Source organism: Fibrella arboris (genome assembly GCF_041321095.1).
Lineage (GTDB): Bacteria > Bacteroidota > Bacteroidia > Cytophagales > Spirosomataceae > Fibrella > Fibrella arboris.
On sequence record NZ_JBGGWE010000011.1, the window covers coordinates 168564 to 181786 of the forward strand.

Annotated in this window: 9 protein-coding genes and 1 tRNA gene; 5 read left to right on the top strand and 5 right to left on the bottom strand. The window is 55.1% G+C overall.

The features are described 5' to 3' along the window. Nucleotides 1-50 precede the first annotated feature (50 nt). A complete protein-coding gene (locus tag ACAW75_RS19215; protein ID WP_370730368.1) occupies nt 51-1994 on the bottom strand; it encodes an ABC-F family ATP-binding cassette domain-containing protein in 1944 nt (647 codons plus the stop codon). A 98-nt stretch (nt 1995-2092) separates the two neighbouring features. Here ACAW75_RS19215 and ACAW75_RS19220 point away from each other — a divergent pair. Then, a tRNA-Thr gene (locus ACAW75_RS19220) sits at nt 2093-2165 on the top strand. Nucleotides 2166-2859: 694 nt separating this feature from the next. After that, on the top strand, nt 2860-4773 hold the full coding sequence (locus ACAW75_RS19225) for an ATP-binding protein (protein ID WP_370730369.1): 1914 nt from the start codon (nt 2860-2862) through the stop codon (nt 4771-4773). Here ACAW75_RS19225 and ACAW75_RS19230 read toward each other — a convergent pair. From ACAW75_RS19230 to ACAW75_RS19245, 4 genes are all read right to left on the bottom strand, one after another. Further along, nucleotides 4730-5341 carry a biliverdin-producing heme oxygenase gene (locus ACAW75_RS19230; RefSeq protein WP_370730370.1) on the bottom strand — a complete coding sequence of 204 codons (612 nt, stop codon included), beginning with the start codon at nt 5339-5341 and terminating at the stop codon, nt 4730-4732. The two genes, ACAW75_RS19225 and ACAW75_RS19230, sit on opposite strands and share 44 nt — an antisense overlap. Nucleotides 5342-5409: 68 nt before the next feature. Continuing rightward, nucleotides 5410-5838 carry a response regulator gene (locus ACAW75_RS19235; protein ID WP_370730371.1) on the bottom strand — a complete coding sequence of 143 codons (429 nt, stop codon included), beginning with the start codon at nt 5836-5838 and terminating at the stop codon, nt 5410-5412. Further along, complete coding sequence (locus ACAW75_RS19240) at nt 5831-8077, bottom strand: ATP-binding protein (RefSeq protein ID WP_370730372.1); 2247 nt, start codon at nt 8075-8077, stop codon at nt 5831-5833. Before ACAW75_RS19240 ends, ACAW75_RS19235 begins: the two co-directional genes overlap by 8 nt. 145 nt (nt 8078-8222) lie before the next feature. Further along, nucleotides 8223-9482 carry an MFS transporter gene (locus ACAW75_RS19245; protein ID WP_370730373.1) on the bottom strand — a complete coding sequence of 420 codons (1260 nt, stop codon included), beginning with the start codon at nt 9480-9482 and terminating at the stop codon, nt 8223-8225. A 107-nt stretch (nt 9483-9589) separates the two neighbouring features. Here ACAW75_RS19245 and treF point away from each other — a divergent pair, with 107 nt between their 5' ends. From treF to bioD, 3 genes are all read left to right on the top strand, one after another. Continuing rightward, nucleotides 9590-11095 (top strand): alpha,alpha-trehalase TreF, encoded by a 1506-nt coding sequence (gene treF, locus ACAW75_RS19250; protein WP_370730374.1) that lies wholly within the window; start codon nt 9590-9592, stop codon nt 11093-11095. Between the two features lie 24 nt (nt 11096-11119). Beyond that, on the top strand, nt 11120-12295 hold the full coding sequence (locus ACAW75_RS19255; protein WP_370730375.1) for an aminotransferase class I/II-fold pyridoxal phosphate-dependent enzyme: 1176 nt from the start codon (nt 11120-11122) through the stop codon (nt 12293-12295). Nucleotides 12296-12384: 89 nt separating this feature from the next. Then, nucleotides 12385-12996, top strand: coding sequence for a dethiobiotin synthase (gene bioD / locus ACAW75_RS19260; RefSeq protein WP_370730376.1), 612 nt, complete (start codon nt 12385-12387; stop codon nt 12994-12996). Nucleotides 12997-13223 lie beyond the last annotated feature (227 nt).

Sequence of the window (13223 nt, forward strand, 5' to 3'; positions counted from 1 at the left end):
ACGACCTTGATTGTGCATGATCCAATGTCCATTAGTCATGGTGTAGTTCGCTATCCCTTCAGCATACCTTCCAGCTCTTCAGCGTCCATCATAGCGGTTTCCCACTGTTGCTGGAGCGCGTTGAGGTCTTTGGTCAGGCGCTGGTAATCAGCCTGCCGGGTTTGTAACGCCCCGTTGGTGCCGTATGTTGCCGGGTCGGCCAGTTCGGCTTCGAGTTTCTTCTTCTGCACCTCCAGCGCACTGATTTTCGCTTCCGCTTCTTCGGCCTGCTGGTTCGCTTTCTTCAGGGCCTGCTGTAGGTCTTTCCGCTGCGAATCGTTGGGTTTGGGGCTGGCGGCCTGCGGCTTCGGACTTGGCGCGGCAGGCTTGTTCTCTCCCTGGCCTATGCTTTCAGCCTTGCGCTCGGCCATCCACCATTCGTACTCATCATACGTACCCGGATATTCCTTGATCTGCTCATCTTCGATGTACCAGATTTTGTTCGCGATCTGCGACACGAAATACCGGTCGTGCGAGACCACCACATACGTGCCTTCGTACTGGTCGAGTGCCTGAATCAGGATATTCACCGACTGCATATCGAGGTGGTTGGTTGGTTCGTCGAGCAGCAGGAAGTTGGCCTGCGATAACAGCACCTTCGCCAGCGCCACCCGCGATTTTTCACCACCCGACAGCACCTTGATCTTCTTAAATACCTCATCGCCCGAGAACAGGAAGCAGCCCAGTACCCCACGCAGTTCGCCTTCACTCTTGTACGGATTAGCCGATTTCAGCTCCTCCAGCATGTTATCATCTACGTTCAGCGACTCTAGCTGGTGCTGGGCGTAGAAGCTGAACGACACATTATGTCCTAGCTGCCGACGGCCTTCGTTGACCGGCTCTGACCCGGAAATGATCCGCAGAAGCGTTGATTTACCACGGCCGTTGGCCCCAATCAGCGCCACTTTATCGCCCCGTTCGAGGCGAATATCAGCGTGCGTCAGAATTTTCTTGGCACCATACGCCTTCGTTACGTCGTCGAGGTGTAGAATATGCCGACCTGGCTGGGTTGTAAACTGGAATTTGAAGTTCACCCGCGCCGACTCGTCAATCACGGCGTCGACGGTTTCCATGCGGGCTAACTGCTTCACCCGGCTCTGTGCCTGTTTGGCCTTAGAGGCCGTGGCTTTAAACCGCTCAATGAAGCGCTCCGTCTGGCGAATCTTGGCCTGCTGGTTTTCGTAAGTACCCTTCTGAATTTCGTTACGCAGGGCTTTCTCCTCCAGGTAAAACGAGTAGTTGCCGGGGTAATAATTCAGCTTCGCGTTGGCTACCTCTACGGTCACGTCGATTACATTATCCAGGAATTCCCGGTCGTGCGAGACCACGATTACGGCCCCTTCGTAGGTCTGAATGTACTTTTCCACCCACTGAATCGACGGTAAGTCTAGGTGGTTGGTTGGTTCATCGAGCATCAGCAGCGACGGTTTCTGCAGCAGCAGTTTTGCCAGCATGACGCGCATCCGCCAGCCGCCCGAGAACGTGCGCAGGGGTTTCTGTAGGTCTTCGGTGCTGAACCCAAGCCCTTCCATGATTTCCTCGGCTTTTGCCTGCACCGAGTACCCGTCAAGGGCTTCAAACTCCATTTGCGCCTTACCGAGCTTATCGACCAGATCATCGGTGTAGTTGGTCTCCATCTCGTGCAGAATATCGTCGATCTGCTTCTGAAGCGCATTCTGGCGCTCAAACGCCTGCATGGCAACACTCAGAATAGAGTCATCGGTCTGATACGAAAGCAGATCCTGGTTCAGGAAGCCAATTGTCACATCGCCTGCTTTGGAAATGGTGCCGCCATCGGGCTGGTATTCACCGTCGATAATACGGAGTAGCGTAGACTTACCGGTACCATTTAACCCAATGAGGCCAATTTTCTGGTTCGGTTTTATATGCAGCGATGCGTTTTCGTAAAGAGCACGGCTGCCGAGGTAATACGATAGGTTCGTAATGGAAATCATACGGCAAATTTACCGAATTCGCGGCATGATACTTGCGCATAATTTTACGAAAAAGCTATATTTGCACCGCAACAGCGGGCATCCGTCACAGGCAAGAAGCCTCCTTAGCTCAGTTGGTAGAGCAACGCATTCGTAATGCGTAGGTCGTAGGTTCGAGTCCCATAGGAGGCTCTAAAGTTAAATAAAGGCTAATTCGTTTCAGAGCATTTTCGCTCATTATGAACGGGTTAGCCTTTTTTCTTTATCGTCCCTTATTAAAAGAAGCACGGCATAACAAAGTAAATCCGTCTCCCGCATCCATTCGTTGGCTACCTAGTACTACGAGCAAACCAGCCAATACCCGTGAAAACCCTTCAGCAGAGGACGTCAAGTTCCTGCTTGAAGGCCCGCGTGCTACTGCTGCTACACTTATTTACCCCGTTTATCCATACAATAATGCCCGGTTTAACTACTAGAGACCGGGCATTACTATAGTTCCGTCCCAGTAGACCAGTGAGCGACAGCGTACCCACGCCAATCAGACAAAGTACGGGAGCCTGAATGCACACCTGGAACGATGCCGTACGGCGCCGGATGGTGGCTGTTCGTACCGTCACCCTACCGGCGACAGGCCTGGATCCCAGTCGATAAGGTTTACGTATTCATTCGGCGGTCAGTCATACGAAATAGCCCAATCGTGTGTAGTATAGCATTGTAAACTGTGAAAAGCCTCCGTTCACCTGGTTCACGGCCGTCGGGATCCGTTCCTGTATGAGTGTCAGGTACGTTGCTAACCTGCCTGCCAGTTTACGCTCTGTTACTTATTCACTCCTATTCAGTGTTAGACAACACGCAACGTAGTATAGACACACGGCCCTCTGCATCAATGCCTGATGTTTCGCTGCTGCAAGGCATACTGAATGCGTCGCCGGGCTGCGTTGGGTATTGTGAGCCGGTATTTTCAACCGATACAGCACCGCAGACAGCGCCCATCACGGATTTTGTGTACCGGATTGTAAACAGCCGGATGAGCCAACTGATTGGCCGTCCCGTCGACTATATAATTGGCCGGACTATGACCGAATTGTCGAAGTCCTGGGTCAAAGACAACGGTCTTTTCGACCGCTATGTGGCTGTATTGGAAACAGGGCAGGCAACCACTTTCGAGTTTTCACTTCGCACGGATTCGCATACCAACTGGTACCTGATCACCGCCGAGCCACTCAGTGCCGGCCTGGTCATCTCATTGATCGATATTACCGACCGGAAAAATGCCGAGCTTCAGGCCCGCAAACAGACGGAGGAACTACGGGCAACCCTCGACGCTTCGCTCAACAGCATCCTGCTCATGCGGGCGATTCGAGACGAGGCCGGTACCATTGTCGATTTTCGGATGGAAACGGCTAATCAGGCGGTTGTCGGCAGCCTGTTCAAAACACCCGATGAACTGGTAGGCCGTACGTTGCTAGACGTCTTTCCGGGCAACATCGACTCCGGTTTTTTTGCGCTCTATGCCCGCGTAGCCGACACGGGCCAATCCGAAAAAGCCGAATATTATTATCAGGATGTGAACGGGTTCAAAGGGTGGTTCGAGGTGTCGGCGGTTCAGCAGGCCACAGACCTGATCGTGCTGACGTTCAACAACGTTACGACGCAACGGGAAGACCAGCTCAACCAGCAGCGGCAGGCGCAGGTACTTGAAGCCATTCTGGACCATTCGCAAACGGCCATTTCGCTGCATGCGCCCATTCGGAACGAGGCCGGTGCCATTATTGATTTTCAGGCCATCCGGGCTAACCGGCAGGCGTTTATCAACTGGGCGCCCATTGCCGACCTGATTCTGAACCAGTCGTTTTTAACGCTACGCCCCGAAGCCCGCCATACGGATGAATTTGCCAGGTATGTTCGGGTGGTTGAAACAGGGGAGCCCGATACGCTCGAGCTTGCTTACAACCGGCGGCAGTATGTAGTTACCATAGCCCGCGCCGGCGAAAACATTGTGATGTCGTCGGTTGACGTAACGACCGACCGGCAGTATCGCCACGAGCTGGAGACATTGAACCGTACCCTGCAGCAATCGAACGAAAGCCTGCAATCATTTGCTTATGTAGCCAGTCACGATTTGCAGGAGCCGCTGCGCAAGATTCAGGCCTTCGGGGATATCCTGCAAAACCAGTTTCAGGATAATCTCTCTGATGGTGAACGCGACATGACCCGACGCATCCAGAAATCGGCCAACCGCATGCAGCAGCTTGTCAAGGATCTACTGGCTTATTCGCAGGTAACGGCCCGGCGTGACCCATTCAGCCCCGTTGCCCTGAATGAGGTGGCCGAGGATGTACTCAGCGATCTGGAAATATCGATCAATGAAGCCAGAGCAACCATACAGGTAGGTACGTTGCCTACTGTACTCGGCAACGCATCGCGCCTGCGACAGCTCGTGCAGAACCTGATCGCCAATGCCTTGAAATTTCGGGACGCCAAACGGCCACTCGTCATCACCATCGACAGCCGCATGGCCCACCCGCATGAGCTTCCACAACCACCGTCGGAATCAGATACGTACTGGCTAATTACTGTCGCGGATAATGGATCGGGGTTCGACGAGAAGTACAAAGACCGCATTTTCCAATTGTTTCAGCGCCTCCACGACCCAACCGTTTATAGTGGTACCGGTATTGGCCTGGCTATTTGCCAGCGGGTTGTCGAAAGCCATAATGGCGCTATCGACGTAAACAGTCAGTTGGGGCAAGGCACTACTTTCCGCGTTTTTCTGCCTGTGTATCAGGCGGCAGGCTGAGGCTGGCAGACTGGGTACGTTCAAACAGGTCGTTATACAGCAGGAAAGCCCGTCGGGCGCCATCAAGCACGGCCACATGATCCGTTTGCTGATTGACGAAGGCACCGAATGAACGCCATCGGGCGCCTGTTTCGGCTCCGTATCCTCTATAGAACCGGGCCTGGTCCAGCGCAGGCCGTAGGGCTGGGCTTTGTTGCAGGTAATGCCAGACCGTCTTGCCACCGAGCATCGACCCTTCGCCCACGTAGGCAGCACCGGTTAATTCGGCCGGCGACCAACTGGCAAACAGCTCCGGCCGGGCTGGCACATCCTGGTGAAGCGGCGTTAGATCGGCCAGTAGCCAGGGGGTTTTCCGGCGTATTTCGGGCTCATAATCCGTGAAAAAGGCGGCGTGCCGGTCGATGGCCTGCTCCAGAGCGGCATGAAAGGCCGCGTGGATCAACAGCAGATGGCCGTACTGGTCTACTGACAGCGTACCGGCACGCAGGGCATCGCTGTAGAGCCGCTGCTCGGTCTGTTCATGTAGTGCGCGGGTTTCGTCCCGTAATTGCTCAAGGAGTGGCGTCATTTGTTTACTTACCTGCGGCCTGATTGTCTAATTCCTTAACGCTCGACTAGTCATTCCCAACTAATCGATCAGGCGTTGGGGTGCGTATTGCTTGTAAGCCAAAACTGGCAAAGTGCCTGCAACAACGTACCTGTAGCCTGATAACTGCCCGGCTTAACGAGGTAGGCGTTTATACCACTCGCATACGCCTGTTGAATGTCGGATGGGTTATCAGAGGTACTGAAGGCAACAATGGGTAGCCAGCGAGTTCTGTCCGTTGCGCGAGTCTGCTCCAGCACATCAAAACCACTAATACCCCCCAGGTTCAGATCCAGCAGCAGTAGCTTGGGTAATGGCGCTTCCTGCGCGGTGTAACGGCCCTGGCCGGTCAGGTAGTCCAGCGCTTCCGAACCACTCTTAAGAATGGTGTATCGAACGGATTGATCCAACTTTTTAATGAGACGACTGAAAATATCAGCATCGTCCTCATTGTCTTCAATGTATAAAATATCAATCATTGTTCAATTGACTAAGTGGAAACGAAACATGGAATGTAGCCCCACGGTTTGGTTCGCTATGGTACCATATTTTGCCGCCGTGTCTGGCCACAACGCGCTTTACAATAGCCAGGCCCACGCCCGACCCTTTAAACGAACGGGCATTCTCCAGCCGTTTAAACAGATCGAACAACTTACCCGCTTCTTTCATGTCGAAGCCAATACCGTTGTCCGAGACCGTATAGATCACATCTTCCTCCGTCTGCTGGCCGGTTACCCGGATGTTTCCGACTGGCGCTAACCGCGTGTATTTGGCGGCATTCGACAGCAGGTTCGTAAAGAGTTGGCGCGTCATGATCGGGTCGGCGGTTAAGGCCGGTATTTCCGCAAGGTCTATCGTCAGCGCCCGGTCTTTCTCACCAAGCATGATTTCTTCCCGAATCTCTTCCAGCAGCTGTAGCATGTCGATAGGCTGCGTGTTGATTTCCGTTCGGCCCATTCGCGAATAATAGAGAATATGCCGGATCAGCGCCCGCATCCGATCGGTCGAATCCACGATCTTCTGAAACAGTGCCCGCTCGTCGGGGCTCATGCCCTGCCCGTATTCCTCGAGCAGAATCTCGGCGTAACACCGAATAGACGACAGGGGGGTACGGAGGTCGTGCGATACCGTATAGCTAAAGGCATCCAGTTCTTCGTAGGCTGCCTGCAACCGCTGGTTGAGCAGGCGTATCTCGTTGGCCTGGCGGGTAACGATTTGCAGAATATCTTCCCGAAGCTTGATCGCAGCGGCCACTTCCGCTTCTGTCCAGGGCTCCGACGTATGATGTACCAGTTCGGTCCAGGCGGCAAAGCTCTTGCGTGGGCTGATACGCGCCTGCCCGTCGTCGGTAACCGTAACGGGTTTATCGGGGTTACCCGCCCAGGTCACCTGCTGGATCTGTTCGGGTTTAAACCAGAAAAGGTATTCGTTCATCTCCTTCGACAACACAACGGCCAGCATACCAGCGCCCACAGCGCTGAACGCTTCGGCGTCCGGGTACAGGCTGGCCAGTTGGCTGGTCTCCAGAAATGTATCGGTGTTGGTTGTTTTCAGCCAGTCGGTCAGCCCCTGAATGGCGGTCTCATCGGGTGTCTGCCCCATCCGGTATTGCTGGTTGTTGAACACCAGCACCGCCCCCGTTGCTTTGGTCAGTTCCAGCGCCGTTACAGGATGCCGGGTAAGCGCCCGAACGATATTCTCATCAGCCAGCAGTTGTTCGTGCAGTTTTTTGCCATTCTCAAGGCTACCCAGAAGCTGCGTCTGGTCTTCTTCATCTTTCCGGAATTCCAGCGCCGCCGATAGCAACTGACTCACAAACCTGGCCGCCTGCCGCGCACTATAATCGACGAAGCGCGGGGAGTAATGGTGGCACGACATCAACCCCCAGAGTTCGCCCCGATACAGCAGCGAAATACTCATGGAAGCACCTACACCCATGTTTTTCAGGTATTCGATATGCACCGGCGACACAGCCCGCAAGGTCGAGTGCGTCAGATCGACCGGCTCATCGGCTGGCCAGTCGGCGTGCGACATAATAGCGGCCGTGTTGCTGCCAACGTCGGCAATGAGGCGCACCAGATTGGCCTTGTACAGCTCGCGAGCCTGCCGGGGAATGTCGGATGCCGGATAATGCAGCCCCAGAAAGGGTTCCAGGTGGTCGGCTTTCTCTTCGGCCACCACCTGCCCGTGCCAGTCGGCCGCGAATCGGTACACCATAACCCGGTCGAAGCCAATGATCGCTTTAACACGCCGGGCCGTATTCTGAAGCAAGTCAATCAGCTGGCGGCTGGCCTGTACTTCCGTGAGCGCTTCAGCAATCAGCCGTTGGTTGAGCGGTGTCTGCGACGTCGCACTGGCCGGTTCCCACTCCAGCAGCAGCAGCCCGCCGTGTTCATGAACGATCAGATTCCAGGTACGTTCATGAATCCGAATGACCTGTGGATTGATGTTATCCCAGGATTCGTTGCGCCGCCCCACATTCAGTAGTTCAACCAGCGTTGAGGCAGGCAGGTCTGTTTTTGCCAGTAGTTTATCCAGCGGCTGGCCGAGCACATCAGCAACGGGTTGACCGATCAGCTCCGGCAGGTTGGCGCTGGCGTGAGCTACAATGTAGGTATCAGGTAATAAACCAATTAAGTACCCGTGCGACTGGATCTGTCCTAAGATATGGATGGGTTCCTGCTCGCAGTTTGTCAGGTCAACGTTGAAAGTTGTCATTCGCTAAAATGGCCTATTGCCGGTCTCATACAAGCGAGCTAACGCGAACTCGCCTGCTTTACGTAGAGCAATATACGTCATTTAGCCTGACTGGCTGACTGTCGGGGCAAGAACCATAGCTATCGGGACAGTAACCCCGGAGCTGCTAGTGTACGTCTGTGGCCACAACCCGGCCCTGCATCCGCCTGAAAACCGTGAGCAACACCAGCAATACGGTAATGGGCACCAGCGATGCGTAGAAGGCCGTTTGCCCACCGTAGGCTTCAAAAATACGCCCGGTAATGATGGAGCCAGTGGTGCCGCCGAGCGCCGAAAACACGACGATCAGCCCTGCCATGGGTCCATGCTGCCGCAGGGGCAGGCTGCTCAGAATAGCCGAGTTGATGGCTGGATAAATGGGCGCAATGAACAGCCCGATCAGCGGAAAAACGAAAGCCGCCAGCGGGGCATCGCCCCACCCATAGGCGGCACCGGCCACCTGCGCAACAGCCACCTGCGATGCCTTCTCGGCCAGTGGCAGCGCCAGTAAGACCAGGCCACCTGAAATAACAAGGCAAGCCATCAGCAGCCAGTACCACGGCACCCGTTTCAGCGCAAAACCCGCCCCCAGCCGCCCCAGCGCCGTACTGGCGGCAAGGATGCTCGCCATCTGGATACTCAGCGACGTAGGCAGTTTCAGGTATTGGCTGTTGAAGGTTGGCAACCAGCTCATGATGCCCTGCTCCATCAGCACGTAGGTAAAGGCGGTCAGGATAAACACCAGCACTACGGGCGTAATGGCCAGGTGGAGCATATCGGCTACGTTGCCGATGCCCACGGCCTCTTCTGTTGTGTGCACGGCCGATTCATCGAGCGGAGTGGTCAGCAACAATACGAAGGCAGCGCCGGCAATGGCCGCCAGTACATAGTAGACCCGCAGCCAGGCCGTTGATTGTGGATGCTGGTCATCGACAAACGCACTGAAAAGGAAATAGCCCGACAGGACACCGACCATGAACATCGACTCCAGAAAATTCATGAAGCTGGCATGATCATCGGGGTCTTTCGTGATCAGGCCGATGGTGGCGAAAACCGATACTTTGATCAGCGCGAAGCTGGCTCCAGTGGCTGCAAAGAGCAGTTTTGTGGTCCAGAAAGCCGATAGTTGCGGCATCAGCAGGCAGGCGAGCGCCACTGTGCCGAGGGCAATGAGCATGGCCCGTTTGTAGCCGATCCGGGTGGCGTAGGAAGCTACCAGAAAGGAGACAACGGCGATACTCAGGTCTTTGAACGCTTCCAGCACACTGGCGCCGGAAGCAGATACACCGTAATTGTTCTGAACCTGTAAAATCACCGTTCCAACGCTGTTGAGCAGGATGGCAAAGACGACATAATTCAGGAAGAGGGAGAGTTTTAGGCGAAACATTCGGGGAAGAGCGAAAATTTGGTATCGAAAGTATGCATTTCTTTGCACCCTTTGCGACAACTTCTGTGGCTTTGCCGTTAAATAGCCACCACTCAATTCATTCTGTCATGTTTTCTCCCGACCAGCTTTTTGGCGACCTCTTCTCCGATGTACAGTTGAGCGGCCTTTTTCCCGACTCAAAAACCTTTGTCGACTGCACACCGAAACAGGAGCCCCACGCCATTCTGGTGGCTTACCTGCACGAACGTACCCAGCCAGGTTTCGATCTGGGTACGTTCGTCGATACATATTTTGATCGCCCGGCGGCGGCAGCTTCCGGCTACATCAGCGATACGTCGGTCGCCACGTCCGAACACATCGACCGGCTTTGGGATGAGCTGACCCGGCCGGCCGACGTGGCTGTTCCGTACAGCTCGCGTGTGGCGCTGCCGCACCCGTATGTAGTGCCGGGGGGGCGGTTCCGCGAGATCTTTTATTGGGACAGTTATTTTACGATGCTGGGCCTGCGGGAATCGGGGCGAACCGACTTGATTCGAGGGATGCTCGCTAATTTTGCCTACCTGATCGATACGGTTGGGTTTATTCCTAACGGAAACCGAACGTACTTTCTCAGCCGGTCGCAACCACCGTTCTTTGGGCTGATGGTGACATTGCTAGCCGAGATCGACGGGCCGGACGTGCTGGCTCAGTACCGGCCACAGTTGCAGAAGGAATATGATTTCTGGATGGAAGGTGCCGACTCGCTAACTGCCAAGGCGCCGGTGCATAAACGGGTTATACGCCTGCCCACTGGAAGTGTTCTGAATCGGTATTGGGACGAGCTGGCAACGCCCCGCCCCGAAGCCTACCGGCAGGAACTGGAGTTGACGCCCGATGCCCATGAGCGGGGAGTCGACCCGGCTGTGCTGTACAAACACATCCGGGCGGCCTGCGAATCGGGCTGGGATTTTAGCAGCCGGTGGTTTGCCGATGGACAGACGATGACCACGATCCACGCTACGGATATTAGTCCGGTTGATCTGAACTGTTTGCTGTATTCGCTCGAAAAGACGCTGCAGGCTGCTTATACACAGGTTGATCAGCCGGACCAGGCCACAACATTCGGGCAGCTGGCCGACCAGCGAAAGACAACGCTGCTGGGTACGTTCTGGAATCAGGAAACCGGCTATTTTCATGATTATGATGCCGTTTCGGGCAAGCAAACGCCGGCATTAACCCTCGGCGGTGCTTTTCCGCTGTTCATGAAGCTGGCTACTCCTGAGCAGGCCGGACGCACACACGAGCAGCTGAAAGCCAACTTCCTGCAATCGGGCGGCTGGGTAACAACCCTGCAAAAGACCGGTCAGCAGTGGGACTGGCCCAACGGCTGGGCGCCGCTCCAGTGGATCGTTTATAAAGGGCTGATGAACTACGGATTTACGGACACAGCCCAGGCAGGGCGAGACCGCTGGCTGTCGCTCAACGATAAGGTATTCAAGGCCACGGGTAAGCTGATGGAAAAATATGACGTGGCCGATGCCGCCCTGACCACTGGCGGCGGCGAATACCCAAATCAGGACGGTTTCGGCTGGACAAACGGGGTGTATCTGGCCATGAACAAAGACCGAGAATAACCCACGAACTTTATTGACCGTATTATGCCCAACTGGCTAACGAACAGACTCGAAACGAACATGGCGTATCGGAAACAGCGCGGGCTTTTCCGGTCGTTGACGGTAGCGGAGTCGGCCGTTGATTTTACGTCGAATGATTACCTCGGCATTGGCCGCTCAGCTACGCTGCACCACCAGCTGGCCCAGGCAGCTACGGGCCTGAAGCGCAACGGGGCTACTGGTTCGCGGCTCCTGGCCGGCCACACGCAGCTGGCCGACGCCGTTGAAGCTGATGTGGCCAACTTTTACAACGCCGAAACAGCCCTGATTTTCAACGCGGGTTACCTGGCCAATCTGGGTCTGTTGGCCTGCCTGCCACAACCCGGCGACACGCTGATCACCGATGAATTGATTCACGCCAGCCTGATCGACGGGGCGCGTCTCTCGAAAGCCAACCGGTCCCGTTTCGCCCACAATGACCTGACAGATCTGGAAGCGAGACTCCGGCAGGCTGCCGGGCAGGGGAGTGCTAGCTTTGTGGTGGTTGAATCGCTCTACTCGATGGATGGCGATGAAGCCCCGCTTACCGCTATCGCCGCGCTTTGCACCGCCTATAAAGCCGCCCTGATCGTCGACGAAGCGCACGCATCGGGTGTGTATGGACCGGGTGGCGCGGGCCTTGTTGTCGCCCACGGGTTGCAGGACCAGGTAACGGCACGGGTGCATACATTTGGAAAGGCGATCGGTGTGCATGGTGCGGCCGTGCTAGGCTCGGCGTTGCTGCGAACGTACCTGATCAATACAGCCCGTTCCTTTATTTACGCCACTGCCCTGCCACCGCATGATCTGCTCGCTATTCAACTGGCCCATGCGCTGGTAACGACCGAACCGGAACGCGCCGAACTGCTACATAAACGGGTAGCTTACTTCCGCGAAAAACGAGGGTTGCTGGCACCAGGTGCCAGTTGGTTAACCAGTACATCACCCATTCAGGGATTGATTGTTCCAGGAAATATGGCCGTTCGTCGGGTAGCAGCAGCAGCGCAAGAGGCTGGTTTCGATGTGCGCCCGATTGTTAGTCCAACGGTAGCGGCAGGGCAGGAACGCATCCGCATTTGCCTGCATTCGTACAACACAGAAGCCGAAATAGATGGTTTAATAGCGGTGCTGGCCAACGCCATTCAGGAAACGACAATGCTTACTGATGCGGTTACGCGTTGACGCGTGCTGCCTCGCACCAACCAGTACCCCCCCAAATCTAGCGTATTGTCTGATCACCTTTCACTCATTGTCTCTTTCCCCTTTATAGTATGCAGCTGATTGTCGCTGGTATTGGTACAGAAGTTGGTAAAACGGTGGCTTCGGCGGTATTGGTCGAAGCACTGCAAGCCGACTATTGGAAACCCATTCAATCGGGCTACCCACCCGACTCTGACACAAATACGGTTCGGAACCTGGTTAGTAACCCGCGTTCTCAGTTTCACCCTGAGACCTACTTATTGCGCGAGCCGCTATCGCCTCATGCCGCCGCGGCCGTCGAAGGAATTACCATCGCGCCCGCCAGCCTGATTCCGCCTAAAACCACCAATTCGCTGGTGGTTGAGCTGGCCGGAGGGTTGATGGTACCGCTGACAGATACGTACCTGAACATCGACTTCATTGCCCAACTAGGCTGGCCGGTGGCGCTGGTTACGCGCAATTACCTCGGCAGTATCAATCACACGCTGCTATCAGTAGAGGCGTTGCGCCAATGGAATATTCCCATTGCGGGCCTGATTATCAACGGCCCCAGTGTGCCGGCTACCGAGTCTGTCTTGCTGAGTTACACCAGGTTACCCTGTCTGGTCCGCCTTGCCGATGAAGCAGCAATCACACCTGCTGTCGTGAGTCAATATGCCGCTGCGGTACAGTTTGCTTCTTGACCAGCCAACTCAAATAGCTTCTAAAACCGTGGCCGATCAACCAGGTACGTTCTCCGCCTATGCCCGGCGCCAGCGTGGTGAACGCAAAAATAAATTTTACAAAAGCAGGTACTTTGTATTGCATAGTACAGTTTAAAGCCCTTATCTTTGTTGTGTCGGGAGTGGTACGGTCCACTTTCTCTGACCACGACCATGAAAACAGGTATTTCACTTCTGGTTTTACTGGC